The following is a 24,894-nucleotide window of genomic DNA, read 5'->3' on the forward strand; positions in this document are numbered from 1 at the left end:
GTCGTCTCGCGCGGCTTGTACTCGAGGAGCTTCAGCCCATGGCGCGTGGCGGCGCGACCGCGTCAGGAACTCGCTCTGATCATCGTTCGTGGAGGTCGGCGGCACACAACGCACCCCGGCGGGGCGGCAGGTCACCGTTCTGAGGGCGCAAGGAGCCTGCGGCACGCGGGTCACGGGTCGACGGGCAGCCGCCTGGCCGCCACGCCGGCCCAGCCGAGCCCCAACGCGGTGACCAGGAGCACTCCGGCGGCGCCCATGCCGGCCGCCACCAGCCCGGCCAGGCCAGGCAGGATCAGCTGCCCGGTACGATTCCCGACCAGGCGCAGTGACATCGCCCGGCCGCGCAGCCCCGCAGGGGCGGACTCGGCCAGCCATGACATGGTCAGCGGCTGCCCCACCCCGAGCCCGAACCCGAGGATCAGTAGCACGAGGGCCAGCGCCCACAGCGGCATGGGCACGGGCGTGACCAGCATCGCGGCGGCGGCCGCCACCGTGCTCGTCACCAGCAGCCGCCGCCGGCCGACGGCCCGCGACAAGCGGCCGAGGAAGAAGCGGGAGGCCATCGACGCCACGCCGCGGATGGTCAGCAGCAGCCCGATCGTGCCCGAGGTGAGGCCCCGCTCGGTGCCGAACGCGGGCAGGTAGACCAGCGTGATGTCGAGCGCGGCAATGACCACGCAGCTCGTCACCAGGGCGTGCGGCAGGCCGGGCAGGCGCAGCAGGGAGCGCACGCTGCCCGCCGCCTCTCGTTCACCGTCGGCCGGGTGCGGGCTGCGGGTCAGCAGCGCCGACAACACGACGAGCAGCACGGCCAGACCGCACGACCAGGCGAAGATGCGATCGGTGTCCGGGATCGCCCGCTCCCCGCCGAACGCCGCGATCAGCACCGGGCCGGCGGCCTGGCCCAGCGAGGCGGCGAATGTGTAGTGGCCGAAGGCGGTGTCGTGGCCGCCGCGCCGGGTGGTGTTGGCCACGAGTGCCTGCTGGGCGATCACGCAGCCCAGATGCCCGGTGCCCAGCAGCACCCCGGCCGCGAGCAGCCCCGGGATGGTGTGCCCGATCGTCAAGAACGCGACGCTGGCGGCGGTGAGCAGGAGTGCACCGGTCAAGGCCAGGCGCCGCTCGCCGTACCGGTCGGCGGCGTGCCCGGCGGGCAGCGCCAGGAGCAGCGGTGCGATCGCGAAGCTCGCGCCCAGCAGGCCGAGCAACGCTGCGGGGACGTCGAGCTCGATCGCCCGGTACGACATGGTGGGACGCAGCACGAACGTGATGACCTGCGTGGCGGCGGCGTGAGCCAGCAACACGGCGGTCACCCGCCTCCCGCGACCGTCCCCCTCAGACATCGCCGCCCCCGCCGCTGCCCCGGTCGCCGCGCCCGTCGCCGCCCCGGTCGCTGCACTCGCCCCGGTCGCTGCGCCCGTCGCCGGGCTCGCCGTCCCCGCCGTCGGCCGGCCGCCGGACTGTGGCTACGGCGTCGATGTGCACACACATGACGCTCCAACCTATCGAGCCGCCTTGGTTGACATCGCAACACCCCTCCCTGGAAACTCTGCCGAAACACCACAAGGTGCCTTCCGTAAACGTTTACAGGAGCGGTCGATGCCCTTACCTCGCCAGCTCGGCGCCGCCACACTGGCCGCACTCGCCGCGCTCTTCCTCCTCGCCGTTCCCGGTGAGACGGACATCCGCGCGGCCGGCACGCTCATCACCGGCTCCGCGCCGTCCCCGGCGCTGGACGGCGAGCGCATCGCCTACACCGCCTACCTCCCGTACGGCTACGACCGCGGCGCCGCCCGCCACCCGGTCCTCTACCTGCTCCACGGCCGCGGCGACACCATGCAGGCGTGGACCCGCGTCAAGAGTGTTCTCGACGACATGATTCGCACCAAACGCATCCCGCCGGTCATCGCCGTCATGCCGGACGCGCCGTGGAGCGAGCGCGGCAACTGGTACGTCGACTCCCGCTACACCGGCGTCGACCTGCCGGGACGTCCGGTGGAGACGGCCCTCACCCGCGACCTGGTGGCCCACGTGGACGCCACGTACCGCACGGCACCGATCCGGGAGGCCCGCCTGGTCGGCGGCTACTCGATGGGCGGCGCGGGCGCGCTGCGGTTCGCGCTCGCCCACCAGGACGTGTTCAGCGCCGCCGCCGTGCTCAGTCCGGCCGTCTACACGCCGCTGCCGCCGTCCGACTCCTCCACCCGCGACTACGGCGCCTTCGGCCGAGGGGAGGAGAAGTTCTCCGACGAGGTCTACCGCGAGCTCGCCTACCCGGCGCCGCTGCCCGATCTGGACCCCGATCTGCCGGTGCGGCTGTTCGTGGCCGTCGGCGACGACGAGTACGCCAACCCCGACCCCGCCGACGCCCGCCACGACCTGGACTTCGAGTCCGCCGCCCTCTATAACGCCGCCAGGCGCTCACCCGCCCTGTCCGCGCAGCTGCGCGTCATGGACGGGGGCCACGACTGGTCGGTCTGGACGCCGGCCTTCGAGCAGGCCATGGCCGAGCTCGGCCCCGGGCTGAGTGTCACGCCCCCGACCGGCCTGCCCGCCCCGCTGCACGGCACGGCCGCCACCGACTGGGCGGGCGGCGTCGCGGCCCACGCGGACGGGGCCCTGACCATCGGGTACGCGGCGGGCCAGTCTCCCGCAGGCCGGCTCGACGCCGTGGTGTCCCGGATCGGCGGCTGGACCAGGCAGTTCGGAACCCCGGCGGACGAGCGCCTGTACGGCGTCGCGCCGCTGCCCGACGGCGGCGTGCTCACTGCCGGGTACACGAAGGGCGACCTCGACGGCCGGCATCCGGGCACTACGGCCGACGACGCGTTCGTGGCCAGGCTCGGCCCCGACGGCACGGTCCGGTGGATCACCCAGTTCGGCGCGCCGGACGCCGCCGACCGCCTCTACGGGCTCGCCGCCGCGCCCGACGGCGGCGCGTACGTGGCGGGCTACACCAAGGGCTCCCTGGACGGGCCGAACAGCGGCGACAAGGACGCCATCGTCGCCAGGCTCACCCCCGCGGGCGAGGTGTCCTGGATCAGGCAGTACGGCGGCACGGGCGAGGACAAGGCGTACGGTGTCGCCGCGGACGCCACGACGCTCTACGTCACCGGCAGCGCCACCGCGGCCCCGCCCGGCACGACCGCGCTCGGCGGCCTCGACGGCTGGCTCGCCGCCTTCGCCGCCGCCGACGGCAGCAGGGCGTGGGCCACGACGGCAGGCGGTTCCGGCGACGACCGGCTGAATGCGGTGACCGTCACCACGGAGGGCCTCGCCGTCGCCACGGGCGCATCGGGCGGCGACGGGTACACGGTGGCCCACACCGGGCAGGGCCGCCGCCGCTGGGAGCACACGCTCGCCACCCCGGCCGCCGACGAGGGCGCCGCCGTGGCGGCGCTGCCGGGCGGCGAGGTGGAGGTCGTGGGCTACACCCGCGGCCGGATCGGGGTGCCGGCAGGCGGCGCCGACGTGCTGACCGCACGCCTGGACGGCCGGGGCACGCAACGTGCCGCCGCCCAGCTCGGCACCGCCAGGGACGACGCCGTCGACCCCTTCGCCGAGCCGAACCTGTACGCCACCACGACCGCTGCCGGCCAGGTGGCGATCTCCGGCCTGACGTACGGCGCCCCGTCCGGGGGCGCCGCACTGGGCAACGGCGACGTCTTCCTGATCAGCTGAGCTCAGAAGGTCACCAGCGGGTCGCCCACGAAGTCGGCGATGAAGTTGACGAAGAAGAAGCCGAAGAACAGGAAGTTCAGGACGAGGATGATGTAATGCCACGGCCGCGGGCGCGCCGGGCGCGGGAGCTTGCTGTTGAGATACATCAGCAGGAACGGATAGAACAGCGCGCCCAGGTTGGACATGTTGGCCGACCACTCCACCAGCCCCACCGGCAGCGACTGGAAGATGATGATCGAGATGATCACCAGCAGCAGGAGCATGAACGGGTAGTAGAACCGGCGCGGGTCGCCCTCGATCAGCCGGCGCAGGCGGGGGCTGGTGGCGTTGGCGGCGTCCGTCGTCACCCGCACCATCGCCTCGAAGATGCCGAGCTGCGTGGAGAACAGGATCAGCACGCCCACCACCAGCGCGATGTAGAACACCGTGCGCCCGTACTCGCCGCCCAGCGCGCTGGCCACGAACGTCGGGACGTTGGCGCGCGTGGGCCGCTCGCCCGACAGCTGCACCGCCTGGGCCATGAGGATCGTGGGCAGCAGCATGCCGAGGATCGCGCCGACGAAGAACACGCCCCACATGTCCACCATGAGCAGCCGATACCACCGGCGCCACAGGCCCCGGTTGCGCTCGTCGTCGGGGAAGGTGACGCCGCTGGCCAGGATCGGCCGCCGCTCGCCGCGCAGGCCCGAAATGTAGCCGACGCGGTGGCCCATGCCATAGCCCTTGTCACGGTAGTGACCCATGACGTACCAGTTGAGTCCTGACGCCAGCGCCGTGAAGCCGGCCAGGGCGCCGAGCTGGGTCGCGGTGATCCCGGCGGGCGGCGCGGCGGGCGTGATGAAGCCGCGGATGCCCTCCCACCACTGGCTGAACGGCACCACGAGCAGGTCCACGGCCAGCAGGGCGAGCAGGATCGTCCCGACCAGCACCCAGTTCGCCAGCTCCAGCGCGCGGCTGACGCGGCGTGCGGCGGCGGTGATGAGGAACACCAGCACCAGCAGGCCGATGGCCCACCAGCGCGGCTCCGCGTCCCCGGCCGCCGGGGGCACGCCGTGGACCAGCGCGTACACGCCCTGCCCCGCCGACGCGGCCCAGCCGCCCGCGATGAACGCGAAGATCACGATGAAGACCGAGAGCGGCACCCAGAGCGGCCAGCCCGGCGGCACCCGCCCCCAGCCGACCACCGGGGTCTCGCCCGTGGCGAGGACATACCGGGAGCACTCGACGTTGTAGAAGGTCTGCAGCAGCGCCGAGACCAGGATGACCCAGCCGACGCCGACGAATCCGTATTGGCCGACGCTCAGCGGGCCCAGCAGCCACTCGCCGCTCCCGATCGAGATGCCGAGTGCGATCAGGCTGGGGCCGACGGCGTATTTGAAGAGTTCCTTGGGGCCGATCTTGGAGACCTTGAAGACCTCCTCCGGCGTGGGCAGGTCGGTGACTTCGAGATCCGGGCGGCTGACTCCGAGTGGGTGCGACATCACTGCCTCCTGTCGTTCAGCGTGATCCCGAACGACGGCCGCATCAAGACCCAATCGGCGATGGACGGACCACGCGTCCTGGCGGTCGGCCTTGAAACCACCCATATCTCGCGATCTTGTGCAACAGCCTCCGCAACGCGACGCAACGACTGCGCGTGGCGTTACCGCATGTTCCCGGAATGACTACTTAGAGTGATGATGTGTTGCCATAAGCGACCGCAGGGAGAGATCATGAAAGTCAACCTCATAGCTGCCGGTGGCGCCCTTGCCGCCACCGCGGTCGTCGCCATGGCGAGCCCGGCCGACGCCCGCCCGGCCGAATGTGAACTCACCATCGGCGGTCAGGTCCACACCCTCGGCAGCGGCGGCTCGGGCATTTACGCCGCCCAGCACGAGGTCATCTCCTGCGAGGAGCAGTACAGCGACGACTCGACGAGTGGCTACGACGACGTCAGCACCGACAATGGCAGCAGCACGGGCGATCCCGCAGGTTACAGCCTGGGCTACTAGTGCCTCAGGCGGCACCACGGCTCCCTGCCGCGCGCCTGTCCGACCCTGCCCGAGCCGCCGCGCGCCGCCTACCGGTCGACGATCTCGTTCTTGCCGATGACCACGACCCCGCCCCGGGTCAGGGCGAACCGGGTGCGGTCGTATTCAAGGTCGAATCCGATCCGCGCCCCGTCAGGGATCACCACGTTCTTGTCGATGATCGCCTTGCGCACGATCGCGCCCCGCCCGACCTTGACGTTCTCCATCAGCACCGAGTCCTCCACCCGCGCGTGCGAGTGCAGCACCACCTTGGGGGACAGGACCGACCGGATCGCCGTGCCGCCGGAGACGATCACGCCGGGCGACACCAGCGAGTCGATCGCCCGTCCCACGCGGTCTCCGTCGTTGTGCACGAACTTGGCGGGCGGCAGCGGGTCGTGCCCGGTGAAGATCGGCCACTTGTCGTTGTACAGGTTGAACACCGGGTGCGCCGAGATGAGATCCATGTGGGCCTCGTAGTAGGCGTCCAGCGTCCCCACGTCACGCCAGTAGCCCCGATCGCGCTCGCTCGACCCCGGCACGATGTTGTTGGCGAAGTCGTAGACGTCGGCGCCGCCCGACTTGACCAGCATCGGGATGATGTTTCCGCCCAGGTCGTGCTTGCTGGTCGGGTCGAGCGCGTCCTCCCGCAGCGCGTCGATCATCGACTGCGTCTTGAACACGTAGTTGCCCATGGAGGCGAACACTTCGTCGGGGGAGTCCGCCAGCCCCACCGCGTCCTTGGGCTTCTCCCTGAAGGCGACGATCCTGCGCCCCTGGGGGTCGGTCTCGATCACGCCGAACTGGTCGGCCAGCGACAGCGGCTGCCTGATCGCGGCCACCGTCACGTCGGCGCCGGAGTCCTCGTGCTGCTCGACCATCTGCCGCGGATCCATGCGGTAGATGTGGTCGGCCCCGAACACGATCACGTGCTCGGGCATCTCGTCGTAGATCAGGTTGAGATTCTGGAAGAGCGCGTCCGCGGACCCGGAGAACCACCGCGGCCCGAGCCGCTGCTGCGCGGGCACGGGCGTCACGTAGTTGCCCAGCATCGCCGACAGCCGCCACGTCCGCGAGACGTGCCGGTCCAGGCTGTGGTTCTTGTACTGGGTCAGGACGACGATCTTCAGGAACCCGCCGTTCGCCAGGTTCGACAACACGAAATCTATGAGCCGATATATCCCCCCGAACGGCACCGCCGGTTTCGCCCGATCCGCCGTGAGCGGCATGAGCCTCTTACCCTCTCCACCTGCCAGCACAACCGCAAGCACCCTCCGGGACCTCATGCCCGAGACGCTACCCTCAAATGGCCGATCTATCGACGAATCCCGGCACGGAGAACTTCCTTCGTGTCCTGATTTGCCGTTCAATGGCCCGAGCCGGGGTTACCGACCTTGGGCTCGTCGATTGTGTTCCCTATGCTCACGTTGACCGTAAGGTCGTCTCATGCGTGTTGATCTGCTCAGCCGGGAGTACCCGCCGGAGGTGTACGGCGGCGCCGGCGTGCACATGGAATACCTGGCCAGAGAGCTGCGGCGGCTGGCCGACGTGCGGGTGCGCTGCTTCGGCGCCGACCGCGACGAGCCCGGCGTCTCCGCCTACCGGGTGCCGGGCGGGCTGCAGGACGCTAACGCGGCCCTGCAGGTGCTCGGCGTCGACCTGGAGATGGCTGCCGCCTGCCAGGGAGCCGACGTCGTCCACTCCCACACCTGGTACGCCAACTTCGCCGGGCATGTCGCGAAGCTGTTGCACGGCATCCCGCACGTGGTCACCACGCACAGCCTGGAGCCGCTGCGGCCGTGGAAGGCCGAGCAGCTCGGCGGCGGCTACACGATCTCGTCGTGGGCCGAGCGCACCGCCCTGGCCGCCGCGGACGCGGTGATCGCGGTCTCGGAGGGCATGCGCCGCGACGTCCTGGCCGCCTACCCGGAGATCTCGCCGGACAAGGTCAGCGTCATCCACAACGGCATCGACACCGCCGAATACGTCCCTGACCCGGGCCTGGACGTCCTGCGGAAGCACGGCGTGGACTTGAGCCGGCCCTACGTCGTCTTCGTGGGCCGCATCACCCGCCAGAAGGGCCTGATCCACCTCCTGCACGCGGCACGCTCCTTCGACCCCGACGCCCAGCTCGTGTTGTGCGCCGGCGCGCCCGACACGACGGAGATCGCGGCCGAGGTGACGCAGCTGGTCCGCGACCTCGACCGCGACGGCGTCGTCTGGATCCAGGAGATGTTGCCCAAGCCCGAGGTGATCCAGCTGCTGACGCACGCGACGGTGTTCGTGTGCCCGTCGGTCTACGAGCCGATGGGGATCGTGAACCTGGAGGCCATGGCCTGCGAGACGGCCGTGGTGGCGACCGCCACCGGCGGCATCCCCGAGGTGGTGGCCGACGGCGAGACGGGGCTGCTCGTGCCGATCGAGCAGGGCGCCGACGGCACGCCGCACGACCCGGACCGCTTCGCCGCGGACCTGGCCGAACGTGTCAACACCCTGCTGGCGGACCCGGGCCGGGCCGCCGCGATGGGGAAGGCGGGCCGCGTCAGGGCCGTCGAGCACTTCTCCTGGGAACGCATCGCCCACCGCACCATGGAGCTGTACTCGGCACTGCGCCCCTGAGCAAGGGCGGTGGCGGTCAGACGAGGCCTCTGCGGCTGGCCTGGGCGCCGGCCTGGAAGCGGGTCTCGGCGTTCAGCTCGTCGAGGAGGTGGCGCAGGCGGCGGCGGAGGCTGCGCGGGCTGGTGCCGAGCTGGCGGGCGATGGCGTCGTCCTTGAGCCCGGCCGCCAGCAACGCCAGCAGCCTGCGGTCGTCGAGGCCGAGGTCCGTCGCCGGCTCGTCCTCCTGGGCGGGCTCCGGCGAGCTGTCGTGCGACCAGAGCTCGGGGCGCACCGGCAGGGCCTCCCGCCACAGGCGCTCGAACAGCTCCACCAGCGCCACGACCATGGTGGACCCCCTGATCAGCACGCCGCGCGTCAGCGGCGGGTCCATGTGCAGCGGCATGACCGCCCGCCGGCGGTCGACGAGCGCCATCTTGAACGGCAGCGAGGGCAGGATCCGCGCCTCCTCGCCCGCCCTGATCAGGCTGCCCACCTCGTCGAGCGCCCCGGTGTGGTCGAACGCCTCCGGCACGTAGATGGTGCGGTAGCGCACGCCGCTGCGGAGCAGGTCGGTCTGCAGCGGGTTGTGGTAGTCCAGCACGTACGGGGGCCGGTCGAAGGTCAGCACCTCCTCCTTGGCCTCCTGCTGCAGCCGGACGTACCAGCGGGCCTGCTCCTCGGGCCCGGCCAGGACCTCGAACTGCCCGCTCCCCTCGGGGTCCGTGCCGACGTTGCGGAAGGCCGCCTCCAGTTCGTCGGCCGTGTCGGTGAGCCGGTCCAGCTCGCTCTGCATGCCCCGGACCAGCGAGCGGATCGCGGTGCCCGGATTCGTCGCCGTCCAGCGGGGCGAGCGCCCCCATAGGCGGCTGATCAGGCCCCTGGCGCGGAGCCTGCTCAGCGACGACTGGATGCGCCCCGCGCTCTCGCCGCTCCTCATGACGAGCTCCTGCACGGTGATGCCGGGGCAGGCCAGCACGCACCGGTAGACGTGCTCATCGAACGCGCTGATTCCCACGACCTCCAGGGCCCGGCCGTCTTCTAGCATGGCCCCGATCTTGGCCATTTCCGGCAGTTGCCGCAATAGGCCACAGGAATCACCTTGTCCCCAAAATTCACTGGCAGTTAGAAAGCGGGGTGTGCAACAGAGAATCCCCCTTCTGGGCGCCGTGTTACTGGCCGTCACAACGGCCGCCGTACCGGCTCAGGCGGCACCCACCCCGCCCCCCGCCCAGGTAGAGCCCGCGAAGACGATCACCCTCATCACCGGGGACAAGGTCACCCTCCGCGCGCTCCCCAACAAGCAGACCCAGCTCGACATCGCTCCCGCCCCCGGCCGGGAGAAGATCGACTTCGTGCACCGCCGGTCCACAGAGGGGCTCAGTATCGTGCCCGTGGACGCCATGCCCCTCCTGGCGACGGGCACACTAGACCCCCGGCTGTTCAACGTCACCAAGCTGGCCGCGCTCGGCTACGACGACGCCGCCAGCCCCGGGCTCCCGCTCATCCTGACGTACCCGGAGCAGGCCGGCGTCGCCACGCTCAGGGCCGCGGGCGGGCGCCCGCTGCCCGCGATCAACGGCGTGGCCAGGAACGAGCCCCGTACCGGTGCGCTCTGGAAGACACTGACCGCGCAGGCCAGGACGGCGGTGACGCCCGCGAAGATCTGGCTCGACGGCAAGGCCAAGGTGTCGCTCGACGTCAGCGTCCCGCACATCGGCGCGCCCGCGGCCTGGGCGGCCGGCCACACCGGCAAGGACGTCCCCGTCGCGGTCCTCGACACCGGCTACGACCCCGCCCACCCCGATCTGCAGGGCCTGGTCGTCAAGGCCGAGAACTTCACCTCCGAGCCGGACACGCGCGACCTGCACGGCCACGGCACCCACGTCTCCTCCACGATCGCCGGCTCCGGCGCCGCCTCGGGCGGCACGCACAAGGGCGTCGCCCCCGGCGCCCGGCTGCTCGTCGGCAAGGTCTGCGACCAGAGCGGGTTCTGTCCCGACTCGGGCATCATCGAGGGCATGACGTGGGCGGCGGAGAACGGCGCCCGCGTCGCCAACCTCAGCCTCGGCGGCCCCGACGCGCCCGGCACCGACCCGCTGGAGCAGGCCGTCGACAACCTCACGGAGAAGTACGGCACGCTGTTCGTGATCGCCGCGGGCAACGACGGGCCCCAGCACCTCGGTTCCCCGGGCAGCGCGGACAGCGCGCTGTCGGTCGGCGCCTCCCACCGCGACGCCGACAGGGTGGCCGACTTCAGCAGCACCGGCCCGCGCCCCGGCGACGCCGCGGTCAAGCCGGACCTCATCGCGCCCGGCGTGGGCATCGTCGCCGCCAGGGCCGCCGCCGGACAACCCGGTGAGGACTCCTACACGGCGATGAGCGGCACATCCATGGCCACCCCGCACGTGGCGGGCGCCGCGGCGATCGTCGCCGGCCTGCACCCCGACTGGAAGGCCGGCCGCATCAAGGCCGCGCTCATGGCGTCCACCGCCCCCGGTGCCGAGCTGGGCGCCTACGTCCAGGGCTCCGGCCGCGTGGACGTCGCCCGGGCCATCACCCAGCAGGTCACGGCCGAGCCGGTCTCGCTCTCCATGGGAGACGTCGAGCTGCCCGACACCCAGCCGAAGGAGCGCACGCTCACCTACCGCAACGACGGCGACGCCGCCATCCGGCTGGAGCTCGAGGTGACGGCCAAGGACGGGCACGGCGAGCCGGCGACGGTGTTCGCGCTCGGCGCCACCACGGTCGAGGTGCCCGCGCACGGCACCGCCCAGGTCACTGTGACCGCCCGGCCCGGCGCCACCGGCATCTACAGCGGCACGGTCGTGGCCGAGGGCGGCGGCGTCACCGTACGCACCGGCATCGGCATGCGCGTCGAACCGGAGAAGCGCGGCCTCAAGCTGACCTTCACCGGCACGGACGGGCGGCCCGCCCAGAACGCCTTCGCCGGGGTGATCGACCTCGACGTCAAGGAACAGACCAACTATGACATCGCCGGCGGCACCCTGGACCTGCGGCTGCTCAAGGGTCACCGCTACACGGTCGTCACCTTGATGGCCGACCACGACGGCACGCTGGTGATGGCGGCCGAGCCGGAGTTCACCCTCGACGCCGACCGCACGGTCACCGCCGACGCCCGCCGGGCCAAGCCGGTGGACGTGCGTACAGAGGAGCCGACCGCGCGGCTGGCCATCGGCCTGTTCGGCATGCTGCAGCTCGTCGAGGGCATGCAGCCCTTCGGTTTGGACGTGGACCTGAACTCCCTGTGGGGCGCGGACCGCATCGAAGGCATCAAGGCCATCCCGACGACCCGCACGGCCAGCAAGAACTTCGCCTACTACCGCTGGACCCAGTGGGCCAAGCCCAAAGACGACGGCAGCTATGACGACAGCCCGTACTTCTACCACCTGATGAAGGCCGAGCCGCGCATCCCCGCCGACCCCGGCTACCGCCCGCGCCGCCGCGACCTGGCCGAGGTCACCTCCACGTACGCCACGCAGCACGACGTGAAGTTCGGCGAGCACATGGCGCTGCCCGTGCTGTACGGAACGGAGCTGGCGTGGATGCCCTACAGCCACGTCTCCCGCCTCTCGCTGCCCTTCCGCAGGACCGAGTACTACACGCCCGGCGACACCGGCTGGTACCCGTCCTTCGTCCAGTACCGCACGCCCCCGGACGGCCTGAACGACCTCGACCAGTTCTTCTTCGGCAAGACCACCGTCTACCGGGCCGGCCAGAAGACCACCGACCGCTGGAACAACGGCGTCTTCGCGGCCGGGCTCAGCCCCGGCGGGGACCTCAACTGGCGTGAGGACAACATGCTGCAGTTCGCGGCCGGCCTGTTCGAGGACGGCACCCCCGACCGCATCTCCTACGGCGAGTACGCCTCCCCGCAGGCCAAGCTCTACCGCGACGGAAAGGAGATCTACGCCGCCGACTACCTGCCCGGCTGGATCGACGTGCCCGCAGAGCAGAAGGAGAGCGACTACCGGCTCACCATGACCGCCGACCGCGATCCGGCCCAGACCAAGATGTCCACGCGGGTCAGCGCCGAGTGGCGGTTCCGGTCGAAGACCCCCGAGCCGGGCAAGCGGCAGGTGCTGCCGCTGCTGGCCGTCAAGATCAGCCCAGAGCTGGACGAGCGCAACCGGGCAGCCGTGGGCCACATGCGCATCCCGCTACGCCTGCAGCGCCAGGACGGCTCGCCCGACCTGAAGCTGCGCACGCTCACGGTGGAGATCTCCTACGACGACGGCCGCACCTGGCTGCCCACGCTGGTGCATCCGTCGGCCAAGGGCGGCTGGTCCGCCGAGACCTGGCACCCGGCCGGGGCGCGGGGGACATTCGCCTCGCTGCGCGTCAAGGCCGCCGACACCGGCGGCAACGCTTTCGCCGAGACCGTCATCAGGGCGTACCAGATCAAGTGATTCAAGCGGAAGGCCCCGCTTCGGCGGGGCCTTCCGGCCATTTAGGTGATGCGCTCGAGAACGACGACCGGGATGTCGCGGTCGGTCTTGCGCTGGTATTCGTCGTAGTCCGGCCACGTGCTCGTCATGAGCCGCCAGAGCACGGGCTTGTCCTCGCCGCTCGCCGTGTGGGCACGGGCCTTGAACTTGTCGCCCTTGACCTGCACCTCGACGTCAGGGTTGGCCTTCAGGTTCTTGTACCACTCGGGATGGTCGGGATCCCCGCCCTTGGAGGCCACGACCACGTGGTCGTCGCCGTGCCGCTGGTAGATGAGCGGGGTCGTGTATGGTTTGCCCGATTTGCGGCCTTTGGTGGTGAGGAGGAGGACTGTGGTGTTGTTCCAGTCGTGTCCTTCCGCGCCGTCGGTCTCCTGATAGCGCCGGACGTGTTCCTTGCCATAGAGCATGCCGTGCAGCTACCCACCTCCGGCGTGACCTCACCGTTACTCGACGGGGTCTGTACGAGAAGTTAACAAGACTGGCACACTGCATTTGTGTAAGCGCTTACACCGCCCCATGATGAAAGCGCTTACACAAAGGAGTGGCTCTATGGACGTGACCATCTACGAGGTGGCCCAACGCGCCGGCGTGTCGATCGCGACCGTGTCCAGGGCCCTGCGCGGCACCGGACCCGTCGCGGCCAAGACGCGCGAGAAGGTGCTCAAGGCCGTCGAGGAGCTCAACTTCACGCCCAGCCGCCTCGGTGTCAGCCTGGCCGAGGGCCGGCACGCCGCCAACGGCGTCGTCTTCCCCGACCTCGCCGGCCCCTACTACACCGAGGTGCTGCTCGGCTACGAGGAGGTCGCCTCCGAGCTGGGCCGCTCGGTGGTCATCCTGTCGACCAAGGGCCGCACCAGGGTCAACGACCTGATCAAGGACCTGGCCGGGCGCGTGGACGGCCTGCTGGTCTTCGGCCACGCCGTCCCCGACCCGCTGATCGCCGAGCTGGTGAGGCTCGGCGTGCGGCTGGTGGTCATCTCCCGCGACCCGCTGCCCGGCGCGGACACGCTGCGCAGCGAGAACACCGCCTCGGCGCGGGCGCTGGCCGAGCACCTGGCCGGCCACGGCTACGAGCGCTTCGCGTTCCTCGGCGCGCCGCTGACCAGCGGCGACGACGTGGACGAGCGCTGGCGCGGCGTGCGGTCGGTGCTCGGCGGCGCGATCGAGGCCGTGGCCACGCGGGAGTACACCGTGGAGTGCGGCTTCGACGCCGCCAGGGCGCTGCTCAAGGACAAGCGGCCGGAGGCCATCGTCTGCTCCGACGACGAGGTGGCGCTGGGGGCGCTGCTCGCCGCCGAGGAGCTCGGCCTCGACGTGCCCGGCGACGTGGCCGTCACCGGCTGGGACGACATCATGGCCGCCCGCCACGCCAGACCCGCGCTGACCACCGTGCGCCAGCCGATGCGCGAGCTCGGCGCCCGCGCCGCCCGCGCGCTCGACGAGCTGATCACCGGCGTCCGCGACACGCCGAGCCACCTCATCCTGACCACCGAGCTGGTCGTGCGCGCCAGCTGCGGTCCCCACCCCCAGGAGGTAAGAACGTGAACACCATCACCCGGCGCGCCGGAGCCCGCGCCATCGGCGGCCTGCTGGCTCTCGCGATCCTGGCCGCAGGCTGCGGCCGCGACGCCGCCCAGGCGCCCGAGCAGGCGCAGAACGTCACGACCGGCAAGGTCACGGGGGAGGTCACGGTCTGGGCGATGGGGGAGGAAGGCAAGGCGCTCGGCACGTTCGTCAAGGACTTCGAGAGCGCCAACCCCGGCGTGAAGGTCAACGTCACGGCGATCGGATGGGACGTGGCGCATGACAAGATCACCGCGGCCATCGCGGGCGGCGCCACCCCCGACGTGAGCATGATCGGCTCGACCTGGTCGGGCGAGCTGGCCAAGACCGGCGCCCTCGACCCCACCCCGCCCAATCTGGTGGACAAGGCGGCGTTCTTCCCCGGCGCGTGGCAGACGGTCGAGCTCAACGGCACGGCGTACGGGGTGCCGTGGTACGTCGAGACCCGCGTCCTCTACTACCGCACCGACCAGGCGAAGAAGGCCGGAGTGGAGCCGCCGAAGACCTGGCGGGAGTTCACCGAGTTCGCCAGGGCGCTCAAGGACAAGGGCGGGGCCAAGGACGGCTTCCAGCAGAGCTACACGCTCGGCGCGTCCTGGCAGGAGACGCTGCCGCTGATCTGGCAGGCCGGCGGCGAGATCGTCAAGGACGGCCGATACACCTTCGACACCCCCGAGGCGGTGACCGCACTCAAGCAGTACGAGTCGCTGTTCAAGCAGAAGCTCGCCCCGACCAACACGGCCGAGGGCGCCTTCCCGCAGACCTTCATCAAGGGCGAGGTCGGCGGCTTCTTCTCAGGCCCGTGGATGATCGGGGTGCTCAACAACGACGGCGGGCCGGAGTTCAAGGACAAGTTCGACGTCGCCCCCTACCCCAAGGGGCCCGTCTCGGGCACCAGCTTCATCGGCGGCTCCGCCATGGCGGTGTTCAAGAAGGCGAAGAACCGTGACGCCGCCTGGACGTTCCTGCAGTGGCTGAGCGAGCCGAAGGTGCAGGCCAAGTGGTATACGACGGTCAAGGCGCTGCCTGCCGTGCAGGTGGCCTGGCAGGAGCCCGAGCTGACCGCCGACAAGCAGCTGGCCGTCTTCGGCGAGCAGCTCAAGGACGCCAAGACGCCGCCGCCGTTCCCGACGTGGGAGCAGGTGGCCAGGGTGCTCGAGGCGGAGCTGGAGAAGCTGGCCCGCGGCGCCCAGACCCCCGAGCAGACGGCCAAGTCCATCCAGTCGCAGGCCGACACGATCGGGACCGGCCTGTGAACCTGGCGGTCCCCACGACGGGACGGGCGGCGGACGTCGTCCGGATCGCGTTACGCCGGAGCTGGATCGGCTGGATGTTCATCCTGCCGTTCGTGGTGCTGTTCGTGGTGTTCTACCTGGGGCCGCTGCTCGTCGGCATCGGCATGAGCTTCACCGACATGCGCAGCACCGACGTGACGAACCCGTTCGCCGTCGACCTCGTCGGCGTCGACAACTACCTGCGGCTGGTCAACGACGGCGCCATGCGGCGGGCGGCGGTCAACACGCTCGTGTTCGTGGTCACGACGCTGCCGCTGACCATCGGGCTCGGGCTGGCCGCCGCCGTCCTGCTCAACTCGGGCATCGCCCGCCTGCCCGCGGCGTTCTTCCGGCTCGGCTACTACCTGCCGAACATCACCAGCATCATCGGCATCGCCGTGGCGTGGAAGTTCCTCCTGGAGCCCGAGGCCGGCCTGGTCAACCGGCTGCTGGAGCTGGTCGGCGTCCAGGGCCCGAACTGGCTGCAGAACCAGAGCACCGCCCTGCCCGCGATCATCGTCATGACCGCCTGGCGTAGCTTCGGCTTCAACATGGTCGTGCTGCTGGCCGCGCTCCAGACCATCCCGAGAGAGCTGTACGAGGCCGCGGAGGTGGACGGCGCCGGACGGTGGGCCCGTTTCCGCTCGGTGACCGTGCCCTCGCTCCGCCCCGTGCTGCTGTTCTGCACCGTCTACAGCTCGGTCGGGTTCATGCAGTTCCTGGAGGAGCCGCTGGTGATGACCCGCGGCGGACCGCTGAACGCCACGCTGTCGGCGTCGCTGGCGATCTTCAACCAGTTCGGGGTCGGCAACTACGGCTACGCCGGCGCCGCCTCGACGGTGTTGTTCGCCGTGATCGTGGCGCTGGCCGTCCTGCAGCTGAGGCTGGGGAGGAGCAGGTGAAGAGGACTCGCCGCCAGCACGCGGTCGTCTACCTCGGGCTCACGCTCGGCCTGGCGCTGGTCGTGGGGCCGTTCCTGTGGACCGCGCTCAGCGCGGTCAAGCCCGAGCGGGAGATCAGGCGCGACCCGCCGACGTTCTGGCCCGAGACGTGGACGCTGGACAACTTCGCCGAGCTGTTCGAGAGGGTGAACATCGGCACCGCGTTCGCCAACAGCATGATCATCGCGCTCGTGCTGGTGGCCACCAACCTGCTGTTCTGCTCCATGGTGGGCTACGCCTTCGCCAAGCTCGACTTCCGCGGCAAGAATCTGGCGTTCGGGCTCGTCCTGGTCCAGCTGGCGATCCCGGCGATCGTGCTCATGATGCCGCAGTTCGTGCTGATCGCGAGACTCGGCATGGTCAACACGTTCATCGGGATCATCCTGCCGACCGTGGTGACGCCGCTCGGCGTGTTCATGATGCGGCAGTTCATCTCCGACCTGCCCGACGAGCTGATCGACGCGGCCAGGGTGGACGGCGCGCGGGAGTTCCGGATCTTCTTCACGATCATCCTGCCGCTCTGCGGGCCGCCGCTGGCCACCCTGGGGCTGATCACGTTCCTCGGCTCGTGGAACAACTTCCTGTGGCCGGCCGTGGTCGCGCAGAGCGAGAACATGTACACCCTCCCGGTCGCGCTCAACATCCTCAACGGCAACGAAGGCACCCACTACAACCTGCTGGTCGCGGGGTCGGTCGTGGTGATCGCGCCGATCCTGTTCCTGTTCGTGTTCCTGCAGCGCTTCTTCATCCAGGGAATCGCCACCTCCGGACTCAAGTAAGAGGAGCCCCTCATGCGTAAGACCGTCCTGTCCGGCTTAGTCGTGCTGGCGCTCACGGTGCCGGCCGCTCCCGCGAACGCCGACAGCACGCTCCACCGCTACGCGAAGGACACCTGGCGGTCGATGGCCGCCATGGTCGAGCCGGCCACCGGCCTGCCCGCCGACAAGGTGACCGGCGACCTCAAGACCCGGGCGAAGGTCACCTCGCCCACCAACATCGGCACGTACCTGTGGAGCACGCTCACCGCCCGCGACCTGCGCCTGATCACCGGCCAGGATGCCGCCGCCAGGATCGGCAGGGTCCTCACGGCGCTGGAGCGGCTGGAACGCAACGCCCCCACCGGCCAGTTCTACAACTGGTACGACCCCGCAACCCTCCAGCTCGTCCGCACCTGGCCGGAGACCGGCGACCAGGTTCGGCTGTTCGCCTCCAGCGTGGACAACGGCTGGCTGGCCACGGCCCTCATGATGGTCCGCAACGCCACCCCGCAGCATGCCGTCCGCTCCAACCGGCTGCTGACCTCGATGAACTTCACGTCGTACTACGATCCGGCGGCCCGCCCTGATGCCGGCACGGGCCTGCTGCGCGGCGGATTCTGGCCGGAGCCGCCCGACGGCTGCTACGTCGAGAGCGACTACGCCGGCACCGGCACGACCGTCTACTCCACCTGCCACCACTATGGCGCGCCCGCCGAGACCCGTATCGGCCAGTACGTGGGCATCGCGCTCGGCCAGCTCCCGCGCGAGAGCTACTTCGGCCCGTACCGGACCTTCCCCGACAACGGCTGCGACTTCGGCTGGCAGGAACAGAAGCCGGTCGGCTCGTGGAAGCGGTATCTGGGCGTGAACGTCTGGGAGGGCACCTACGGCTACCGCGGCATGCGGTACGTCCCCAATTGGGGCGGCTCCATGTTCGAGGCCCTCATGCCCGACCTCGTCGTCCCCGAGGCGGCGTGGGCGCCGCGCAGCTGGGGCCGCAACCACCCGGTCTTCGTCCAGGCCCAGATCGAGCACGGGCTCAACGAGGCCAAGTACGGCTACTGGGGCTTCTCCCCGTCCAACGACCCGCACGGCGGCTACCGCGAGTACGGCGTGGACCCGCTCGGCATGGACGCGCCGGGCTACACCTCCGACCGCGAGCGCACCAGCACCGACCCCGGCTACGAGGGCTGCCGCCCCGCCCAGCCGGAGCCCACCGCCTACGGCGACGGCGTGGTGACGCCGCACGCGAGCTTCCTGGCGCTGCCGTACGCGAAGGCGGCGGCCATGGACAACCTGGCCAAGCTGCGCCGCGACTTCGACGCCTACGGCCCCGGCGGCTTCTACGACGCGATCGCCGTCCGCTCCGGGGTGGTGTCGACGTGGTACCTGGCGCTCGACCAGGGCATGGTCATGGCTGCCCTCGGCAACGTGCTCGCCGGCGGCAACCTGCACCGTTACTTCGCCGGCTCCGGCGTTGAGGCCAAGCTCCGCCCGGTGATGCAGCTCGAGGAATGGGATGTTCGATGAAACGGGGAAGAGCCATTGAGTAACACGCCCGCCCATCGCGACTGGCAGGACCGCATCGGCCAGGCGTCCGGCGAGATCACCGCGGCCTCCCGGCCCGTCCTAGAGGCCCCGACCGGCCTCCGGGCGGTGCCCGGCGCCGGGGCCGTGACGCTGACCTGGGATCCCGTGCCCGGCGCCATCGGCTACCTGCTGCACAGGGACGAGGAGCCGATCGGGCAGCCGGACGTGGACGTGCCGGCCGTCCCGTCCTGCCGGTACGTCGACACGGGCCACGGCGCGGCGGACTACGCGGTGGCCGCCATCTCCGCGATGGACACGATCGGGCCGTTGTCTCCGGCGGTCGAGACCGGGCCCGCCGCGTCCGCCCGGGAGGTCTCCGTCCACGTCGACGCCCGGCGGACGAGCGGTGACCTGCCGCGCCCATGGAAGCTCATGGTGGGCTCGGAGCACCTGTCGTACCTCCTCAACACCGATGAGAGCGGCGGGCGGCCCATCGGCGAGGAGCTGACCGAGGCGCTGCGGATCATGCGGGACGAGCTCGGCGTCGAGACGGTGCGGGCGCACGGCATCCTCTGCGACGACCTGGGCGTGTACAAGCAGGGAGACGTCTACGACTTCAGCGGCGTGGACCGGGTCTACGACACCGTCACCGGCCTGGGTCTGCGCCCGGTCGTGGAGCTCGGGTTCATGCCGCGGGACCTGGCCGCCGATCCGTCCAAGACCGTGTTCGGCTATGAGGCGATCATCTCGCCGCCCAAGGACTTCGAAGCGTGGGGCGATCTGGTGCGGGCCCTGGTCGAGCACCTGGCCGCCCGGTACGGCATCCACGAGCTGATCGACCACTGGGCCTTCGAGGTGTGGAACGAGCCCAACCTGGCCGTCTTCTGGTCCGGCACGCCCGAGGAGTATTTCCTGCTCTACGACGTCACCGCCGCCGCCGTGAAGAACGTGCACCCCGACCTGCGCGTCGGCGGCCCCGCCTCGGCCGCGAACGGCTGGATCGAGGAGCTGCTCGCCCACGTCGCCGAGTCCGGGGCGGCACTCGACTTCCTGTCCACGCACACCTACGGCAACGCCCCGCTCGACTGGCGCCCGGCCCTGGCCAGGCACGGGCGGGACATCCCCATCTGGTGGACCGAATGGGGTCCCACGCCGACCCACTTCCACGGCATCGGCGACGGGCCGTTCGGGGCGGCGTTCCTGCTGCACGGCATGAAGTCGGCCGCGGGCAGGATCGGCGCGCTGTCGCACTGGGTGGCCTCCGACCACTTCGAGGAGCTGGGCCGGCCGCCCCGGCTCTTCCATGGCGGCTTCGGCCTCCTCACCGTCGGCAACCTGCGCAAACCCCGCTTCCACGCGCTCGCGCTCGCCGCCCGCCTCGGCGACGCCGAGCTGCCGGCCACGTTGGAGGGGGACGTGGCCGGCGTGGAGGCGTGGGCGGCCCGGCACGACGACGGCCGGATCGGCGTGCTGCTCTGGAACGGCACGCTCAACCACTCCCAGGCGACCGGCGCCCCCGAGCTGGCCCGCACGATCACCCTGACCGTCGACGGCCTGGACGGCCGCCCACGCACGCTCACCCACCACCGCATCGACCACGATCACTCCAACATCGAGACCGTCTGGCACGCTATGGGGGGTGGAGACTGGCCGGCGGACGAGCAGTGGGACAAACTCCGCGCCGCCAACACCCTCGACGAGCTGGACCCGCCCGCCACGGTCACCGGCACCGGAGTCACGCTGCGCTTCGACCTGCCCATGCCGGGGGTGTCCTTCATCGAGCTGTCAGGCTGAGCCGCGGTCCTGTACGGGCGCGTCCGCCGGTGGGACCCTGTGCCCATGACCGATCCGGCCGCGGCGCTCGCCGCCCGCATCGAGCGGTTCGAGCAGGCCGCGGATCCCGGGCTGATCTGGGATCCCGCGGCGCTGGACGAGGCCGAGCAGGCGATGCGGGCGTGCGCCGGCGACCGGTCCGACACTGCCGCCTGGCGCCTGATCGGCATGCTCCACCTGGCCCGCTACCGGCTCGACCAGCGGACCACGCAGGACGCCGCGGTCGCGGGCGCCTTCTTCGCCGCCGTAGCCGTCGTCGACCCCGGGCGGCTGCCGGAGAAGCTGCGCAGCTCGGGCATGCCGCCCGGCGAATCGGCCGGCACGTGGGCCGGGCTGCTGGAGGAGATCTTCCTGCACGTGGACCCGGCCGCGTACCAGCACGTCGGGCTGCTCATCCACGCCTTGGTCCGCCGTGCGGTGGCCCACCCGACCGTGGACGCCGCCGACCGGCTCGAGCAGCTGCTGTTACAGCAGGCCATGCGCTCGGCCGACCCATCCTGGGCGCCCGGCGCGCTCGCGCTGCTCGGCGGCGGGCTGGTCCGGCTGCACGGGCAGACGGGCGCGCGGGAGCTCCTCGACGACGCCGTGCACGTGCTGTTCAGGGCGGCCTTGGGGGCGCCCGGCGAGGTGGCCTACCGGGCGGAGCTGGCCGCGGCGCTCGCGTTGGCGGCGCCCGGCGAGGAGGACCTGGTCAGGGCCTACCTCGCGGCCGCGGAATCGGCGCCGGGCAGCCGCGACAGGTCGCAGACGCTGCTGGCGCTCGTGGAGCTCACGCGGGCTCGGGCGGCCGGCTCGGTCCTGGACGACGACCTGCTGGCGTTCATCAGGGTGGGGCAGTGCGCGCTGGACTTCTGGCACGAGCAGTGGGCGCATCCCGGGGTGCTGGCGCCGTACGCGGCGGGGCTCGTCGAGTGGTACGTGGTCACGGGGGACGAGCGCTCGCTCGAGGCCGGCCGGGAGATGCTGGACGCCCTGGGCGTCGCCCCCGGCGAGCCGGCCCGCGGACGGGCGGACTCGTTCGCCCAGGTCGGCGGCGAGTCGGTGGGCCGGCTCGGAGCCGACCCGATCGTGCGCCTCGCACTGCTGGCCGAGCGCCGGTGGCGCCGCTACGGCGTCACCGGGGAGCAGGCCGACCTGGACGTGGCCATCGACGCCATCCGCGAAGCGGCCGGACCGGCCCCGCCCAGCCACCCCGACCGCGCCCGCCTGCTGGCCACCCTGGCGAACGCGCTGCTCGAGCGGGCCGTGGTCACCGGAGGCGACCCCACGGAGCCGATCACCGCCGCCCGCGCGGCCCTCGCCGCCCACGCCGAGCAGGACCCCGCCCGGCCCGAAGCACTCCTCCTGCTCGCCCAGTCCCTGAGCCTGCGCCTCACCCCCGCGACAGCGGACGAGGCGGTCACCGCACTACGCGAGACCCTCACCTCCGCCGACCACCTGACGCTCCGCGCCGACGCCTACGGCCGCCTGTCGGAGGTGCTCCAATGGCGCGCCACCCACCCGGCTCCAGCGCCGCCTGAGGGAGCGCTGGCGGGGGGAGCGCCGCCCGGGGGAGCGCGGGCCGGGGGAGCGCGGGCCGAGGACGTGAACGACGCCGTCCTGGCCGCCCGCCAAGGCCTCGAGCTGGCTGTGAAGACCTCCCGCGACCAGGCCCCGGCCCAGCGGCTGCTGTCCCACGCCCTGCTGACCCGCTTCTCCGCCCTGGGCGACGCCCGCGACCTGAGCGAAGCCCTGGCCCTGGCCAGGGACGGCGACGCCGACCTGCTGGACCGGCTGTCCGCCGTACTCGACGGCCCGCCGCCGGCGATGGACGAGCACCTCGTGCAGGCCGCCGTCGAGCTCGCGCTCCTGACCTCGGACGAGGACCTGACCCTCAAGCTCCTCCGCTTCGCCGAGCACCAGTTCGACCCGGCCGGTGAACGCGGTGAGGCGCCGGGCGATCGCGGGGGGTTCCTGCTGTCCGCGGCGCTCCGACTGGCCGAGCTGGGCCGCCTCAGGCCCGCCAACGCCGTGCTGGCCAGGGCGGCGGCCGCGTTCGACGAAGCCGGCGAGCGCGCCAGGACCGCCGACGCGCTCTCCAGGCTCGGCTTCAACCATGCGGAGCTGGACGAGCCGGACCAGGCCCTGGAGGCATACGAACGTTCGGCGGACGTCTACCGCGCCCTGGGCGAGACCCGATCCGAGGCTCGGCAGCTCGCCAGCATGGGCGTCGTCCTCCTACGAGCTGGCGACGCCGCCCGCGCCGTCGACCGGCACCTCCGCGCGGCCGCCCTGTACGCAGCCGCCGGACTGGCCGCCGAGGAGGCGTCACACCAGGCCCAGGCGGCCGACGCCTACCTGGCCGCCGGCGATCCGGCCGCGGCGGTGGCGTGCGCGGCCCGGGCCCGTGAGATGTACCTGACGCTGGGCGAGCAGAAACCGGCGGCCACCGCGCTGATCCCCGCCGCCCGCGCCGCCGTCGACCAGGGCGACCTCACCGCGGCGGTGGAGCGCATGACCGCCTGCGCCATCGAGCTGGAGGCCGCCGGGGCGTGGGAGGACGCGTGCCGGGCGCTCGACGCGCACGCCCTCCTGCTGGCCGGGCGCGGCCACCGCCCGCAGGCCGCCGCCTGCGAGGCTCGCGTGGTGGAGGTCGTACGGCGGAGGGGGGAGCGCCGGGATCCCGCCGACGAGTGGTACCGCATCGCGCAACGCCGCCGCGCCACCGGCGACGCCGCAGGCGCCAGGGCCGCCTTCGAGCTGGCGGAACGCGAGTACGAGGCGATCAGCCACCATGACGGCTCCGCCTCGGTCCGCTACAACCTGGGCGTGCTCGCGTACACGGAGGGTGATGTCGTGCGGGCGCTGGAGGAGTTCGGAGCGGCGGGGGAGACGTTCGCCCGGATGCGGGCGCCCGCCAAGGAGGCGGTCGCCCTGACCATGCGCGCCTTCTGCCTGGCCGGCCTGGATCGGGTGGACGACGCCCTGCCGGAGCTGCAGCGGGCGCTGGAGCTGGCCGCCGGCGAAGGCGACCTCGACGCCCTCTTCGTCGCCACCCTGCACCGCGCCGTGCTCGACCTGCGGCGGGGCGAGTTCGCGGAGGCGGAGGAGCGCCTGCACGCAGCCCTCGACTTGGCCGTCGCCGACCCGCTGAAGGAAGGCGGTGGTTGGTCTGGGCCGATCGGTCCGGCGGGGCGGTGACCCAAGAGCCGCACTTCATCGGGGAATGCGGACGCTGATGTCCGTTGACGGGCCTCGCCACCTCCGGCGGAGGCGCCGTTCGAGGCTCCGCCCCGGCGCGGGGGCCGGCGCAGGCGTTGCGCGACGCCGTGCTGGACCTGCGCGAGCTGTACGGGGCCGCCGAGCCCGACTTGTGGGCCCCGTACGTGCTGGTCGGCCTCCCGGACTAGTGGTCCATCCACTTCGAGTCCGGCATCAGCGTGGCCACGACCAGGTAGCCGAAGAAGCCGACCGCGAGCCCCACCGCGTACGCCCCGAACACCTCGGGCACGTCGAACAACGCCGTCACCGCCCCGCCGCCCACCGCGGCCAGCACCGTGGCGAGGTCGGTCAGACCCACGGCGCCCTCCCTGCGGCGCAGCGTCCGGTATGTGATCCACCCGATCACCAGCCCGAAGCAGATCGCGCCGAGCACCGCCATGGGAAACCTCCTCGTCGTTCAGACCGCCACCAGCGGGTCTCGCGCCGTGTGCCGGGCCCGCCGGAAGGATCTTCGTTCACCATGGCACGCGGCGAGACCTTCTGACTAGAGGTACGACTTGGCCGCACTCACGAGTTCGGCCGTGCCGTCGGGCGTGTCGACGTAGAGGGCGGCTTCCGGGGTGCGCTCGCGGACGTCCTGGTCGCGGATCATGAACACGGCCGGAGCCACGCCCACGTCGCCGTAGCGGCTCGCCACGGCCTCGCCGATCGCCTGCCGCACGTCCCCGACCACGTCCCTGGCCGTGTGGCCGGAGCCGGAAGCGGCGAGGTAACCCAGCATCCCCGCGAATCGCAACTCCGTCTCGGCCGCTGGCCGCTGCTCGGGGAGCACGGGCCGGTCCAGCCAGAACACCTTGCCCGTCAGGAACGCCTCGTAGCCGGCGCCCTCGTGGCCCAGCACGCGCGCCGTCCCGGCGAGCAACGCCCCGAACTCGGCCAGGTCCGCCTCAGGCGGCAGGTCCGTCGTGACGAACAGGGGCACGATCAGCGAGTCGACCATAGGCTCATCCCTCCGTGAGGAGGCTCATCGTAGGGTGGCC

The 24,894-nt window shown here is 71.5% G+C and carries 20 protein-coding genes; 12 read left to right on the forward strand and 8 right to left on the reverse strand.

The window, feature by feature from the left end; all coding sequences use genetic code 11:
- Positions 1–170 precede the first annotated feature (170 nt).
- Positions 171–1,313: an MFS transporter gene (locus tag Q9G87_RS48900; protein ID WP_305923530.1), complete on the reverse strand. Its 1,143-nt coding sequence runs from the start codon at positions 1,311–1,313 to the stop codon at positions 171–173.
- A 22-nt stretch (positions 1,314–1,335) separates the two neighbouring features.
- The gene (locus tag Q9G87_RS48905) at positions 1,336–1,491 is read right to left on the reverse strand and encodes a hypothetical protein (RefSeq protein WP_305923531.1); all 156 of its coding nucleotides are present in this window, start codon (positions 1,489–1,491) and stop codon (positions 1,336–1,338) included.
- A gap of 108 nt (positions 1,492–1,599) precedes the next feature.
- Here Q9G87_RS48905 and Q9G87_RS48910 point away from each other — a divergent pair, with 108 nt between their 5' ends.
- Complete coding sequence (locus Q9G87_RS48910) at positions 1,600–3,681, forward strand: alpha/beta hydrolase-fold protein (protein ID WP_305923532.1); 2,082 nt, start codon at positions 1,600–1,602, stop codon at positions 3,679–3,681.
- Between the two features lie 2 nt (positions 3,682–3,683).
- Here the strand turns inward: Q9G87_RS48910 and Q9G87_RS48915 are convergent, their stop codons facing one another.
- Positions 3,684–5,162: an Nramp family divalent metal transporter gene (locus tag Q9G87_RS48915; RefSeq protein ID WP_305923533.1), complete on the reverse strand. Its 1,479-nt coding sequence runs from the start codon at positions 5,160–5,162 to the stop codon at positions 3,684–3,686.
- Positions 5,163–5,393: 231 nt separating this feature from the next.
- On the opposite strand from Q9G87_RS48915, the gene Q9G87_RS48920 reads away from it, so the two are divergent.
- Complete coding sequence (locus tag Q9G87_RS48920) at positions 5,394–5,672, forward strand: hypothetical protein (protein ID WP_305923534.1); 279 nt, start codon at positions 5,394–5,396, stop codon at positions 5,670–5,672.
- 68 nt (positions 5,673–5,740) lie between these two features.
- Here Q9G87_RS48920 and glgC read toward each other — a convergent pair whose 3' ends face one another.
- A complete protein-coding gene (gene glgC, locus Q9G87_RS48925; protein WP_305923535.1) occupies positions 5,741–6,976 on the reverse strand; it encodes a glucose-1-phosphate adenylyltransferase in 1,236 nt (411 codons plus the stop codon).
- Positions 6,977–7,136: 160 nt separating this feature from the next.
- Between glgC and glgA the strand changes: the two genes are divergently transcribed.
- Complete coding sequence (glgA, locus tag Q9G87_RS48930) at positions 7,137–8,309, forward strand: glycogen synthase (RefSeq protein WP_305923536.1); 1,173 nt, start codon at positions 7,137–7,139, stop codon at positions 8,307–8,309.
- A gap of 16 nt (positions 8,310–8,325) precedes the next feature.
- Here the strand turns inward: glgA and Q9G87_RS48935 are convergent, their stop codons facing one another.
- Complete coding sequence (locus Q9G87_RS48935) at positions 8,326–9,333, reverse strand: TrmB family transcriptional regulator (protein WP_305923537.1); 1,008 nt, start codon at positions 9,331–9,333, stop codon at positions 8,326–8,328.
- Positions 9,334–9,424: 91 nt separating this feature from the next.
- Here Q9G87_RS48935 and Q9G87_RS48940 point away from each other — a divergent pair, with 91 nt between their 5' ends.
- The gene (locus tag Q9G87_RS48940; RefSeq protein WP_305923538.1) at positions 9,425–12,715 is read left to right on the forward strand and encodes a S8 family serine peptidase; all 3,291 of its coding nucleotides are present in this window, start codon (positions 9,425–9,427) and stop codon (positions 12,713–12,715) included.
- A 41-nt stretch (positions 12,716–12,756) separates the two neighbouring features.
- On the opposite strand, the gene Q9G87_RS48945 is transcribed toward Q9G87_RS48940, so the two are convergent.
- Positions 12,757–13,161, reverse strand: a complete 405-nt coding sequence (locus Q9G87_RS48945; protein WP_305923539.1) for a nitroreductase family deazaflavin-dependent oxidoreductase — start codon at positions 13,159–13,161, stop codon at positions 12,757–12,759.
- Positions 13,162–13,303: 142 nt separating this feature from the next.
- Between Q9G87_RS48945 and Q9G87_RS48950 the strand changes: the two genes are divergently transcribed.
- Genes Q9G87_RS48950 through Q9G87_RS48985 form a run of 8 tightly spaced genes read left to right on the forward strand, consistent with a single transcriptional unit; the run spans position 13,304 to position 24,042 of the window.
- Complete coding sequence (locus Q9G87_RS48950) at positions 13,304–14,299, forward strand: LacI family DNA-binding transcriptional regulator (protein ID WP_305923540.1); 996 nt, start codon at positions 13,304–13,306, stop codon at positions 14,297–14,299.
- A complete protein-coding gene (locus tag Q9G87_RS48955) occupies positions 14,296–15,573 on the forward strand; it encodes a sugar ABC transporter substrate-binding protein (protein WP_305923541.1) in 1,278 nt (425 codons plus the stop codon). The genes Q9G87_RS48950 and Q9G87_RS48955 overlap by 4 nt, the downstream gene beginning before the upstream one ends.
- The gene (locus tag Q9G87_RS48960; RefSeq protein WP_305923542.1) at positions 15,570–16,493 is read left to right on the forward strand and encodes a carbohydrate ABC transporter permease; all 924 of its coding nucleotides are present in this window, start codon (positions 15,570–15,572) and stop codon (positions 16,491–16,493) included. Before Q9G87_RS48955 ends, Q9G87_RS48960 begins: the two co-directional genes overlap by 4 nt.
- Positions 16,490–17,311 carry a carbohydrate ABC transporter permease gene (locus Q9G87_RS48965; RefSeq protein WP_305923543.1) on the forward strand — a complete coding sequence of 274 codons (822 nt, stop codon included), beginning with the start codon at positions 16,490–16,492 and terminating at the stop codon, positions 17,309–17,311. The genes Q9G87_RS48960 and Q9G87_RS48965 overlap by 4 nt, the downstream gene beginning before the upstream one ends.
- A gap of 12 nt (positions 17,312–17,323) precedes the next feature.
- Positions 17,324–18,820 carry a glucoamylase family protein gene (locus Q9G87_RS48970; RefSeq protein WP_305923544.1) on the forward strand — a complete coding sequence of 499 codons (1,497 nt, stop codon included), beginning with the start codon at positions 17,324–17,326 and terminating at the stop codon, positions 18,818–18,820.
- A gap of 15 nt (positions 18,821–18,835) precedes the next feature.
- Positions 18,836–20,614 (forward strand): GH39 family glycosyl hydrolase, encoded by a 1,779-nt coding sequence (locus Q9G87_RS48975; protein ID WP_305923545.1) that lies wholly within the window; start codon positions 18,836–18,838, stop codon positions 20,612–20,614.
- 45 nt (positions 20,615–20,659) lie between these two features.
- Positions 20,660–23,833, forward strand: a complete 3,174-nt coding sequence (locus Q9G87_RS48980) for a tetratricopeptide repeat protein (RefSeq protein WP_305923546.1) — start codon at positions 20,660–20,662, stop codon at positions 23,831–23,833.
- 44 nt (positions 23,834–23,877) lie between these two features.
- On the forward strand, positions 23,878–24,042 hold the full coding sequence (locus Q9G87_RS48985; RefSeq protein ID WP_305923547.1) for a hypothetical protein: 165 nt from the start codon (positions 23,878–23,880) through the stop codon (positions 24,040–24,042).
- Here the strand turns inward: Q9G87_RS48985 and Q9G87_RS48990 are convergent.
- Both Q9G87_RS48990 and Q9G87_RS48995 read right to left on the reverse strand, forming a co-directional pair.
- The gene (locus Q9G87_RS48990; protein ID WP_305923548.1) at positions 24,039–24,293 is read right to left on the reverse strand and encodes a hypothetical protein; all 255 of its coding nucleotides are present in this window, start codon (positions 24,291–24,293) and stop codon (positions 24,039–24,041) included. The genes Q9G87_RS48985 and Q9G87_RS48990 overlap by 4 nt on opposite strands.
- A 105-nt stretch (positions 24,294–24,398) precedes the next feature.
- Positions 24,399–24,854 (reverse strand): hypothetical protein, encoded by a 456-nt coding sequence (locus Q9G87_RS48995; protein WP_305923549.1) that lies wholly within the window; start codon positions 24,852–24,854, stop codon positions 24,399–24,401.
- Between the last annotated feature and the right edge of the window lie 40 nt (positions 24,855–24,894).

The organism is Nonomuraea turcica (assembly GCF_030718205.1).
GTDB lineage: Bacteria > Actinomycetota > Actinomycetes > Streptosporangiales > Streptosporangiaceae > Nonomuraea.

What these genes read in the sequence shown, in the direction of transcription:
- Q9G87_RS48945 (WP_305923539.1), bottom strand. Translation starts at nt 13,161, where the DNA reads ATGCTCTATGGCAAGGAACACGTCCGGCGCTATCAGGAGACCGACGGC.
- Q9G87_RS48980 (WP_305923546.1), top strand. Translation starts at nt 20,660, where the DNA reads ATGACCGATCCGGCCGCGGCGCTCGCCGCCCGCATCGAGCGGTTCGAG.
- Q9G87_RS48950 (WP_305923540.1), top strand. Translation starts at nt 13,304, where the DNA reads ATGGACGTGACCATCTACGAGGTGGCCCAACGCGCCGGCGTGTCGATC.
- Q9G87_RS48995 (WP_305923549.1), bottom strand. Translation starts at nt 24,854, where the DNA reads ATGGTCGACTCGCTGATCGTGCCCCTGTTCGTCACGACGGACCTGCCG.
- Q9G87_RS48935 (WP_305923537.1), bottom strand. Translation starts at nt 9,333, where the DNA reads ATGCTAGAAGACGGCCGGGCCCTGGAGGTCGTGGGAATCAGCGCGTTC.
- glgC (WP_305923535.1), bottom strand. Translation starts at nt 6,976, where the DNA reads ATGAGGTCCCGGAGGGTGCTTGCGGTTGTGCTGGCAGGTGGAGAGGGT.
- Q9G87_RS48910 (WP_305923532.1), top strand. Translation starts at nt 1,600, where the DNA reads ATGCCCTTACCTCGCCAGCTCGGCGCCGCCACACTGGCCGCACTCGCC.
- Q9G87_RS48915 (WP_305923533.1), bottom strand. Translation starts at nt 5,162, where the DNA reads ATGTCGCACCCACTCGGAGTCAGCCGCCCGGATCTCGAAGTCACCGAC.
- glgA (WP_305923536.1), top strand. Translation starts at nt 7,137, where the DNA reads ATGCGTGTTGATCTGCTCAGCCGGGAGTACCCGCCGGAGGTGTACGGC.
- Q9G87_RS48905 (WP_305923531.1), bottom strand. Translation starts at nt 1,491, where the DNA reads ATGTGTGTGCACATCGACGCCGTAGCCACAGTCCGGCGGCCGGCCGAC.
- Q9G87_RS48970 (WP_305923544.1), top strand. Translation starts at nt 17,324, where the DNA reads ATGCGTAAGACCGTCCTGTCCGGCTTAGTCGTGCTGGCGCTCACGGTG.
- Q9G87_RS48990 (WP_305923548.1), bottom strand. Translation starts at nt 24,293, where the DNA reads ATGGCGGTGCTCGGCGCGATCTGCTTCGGGCTGGTGATCGGGTGGATC.
- Q9G87_RS48920 (WP_305923534.1), top strand. Translation starts at nt 5,394, where the DNA reads ATGAAAGTCAACCTCATAGCTGCCGGTGGCGCCCTTGCCGCCACCGCG.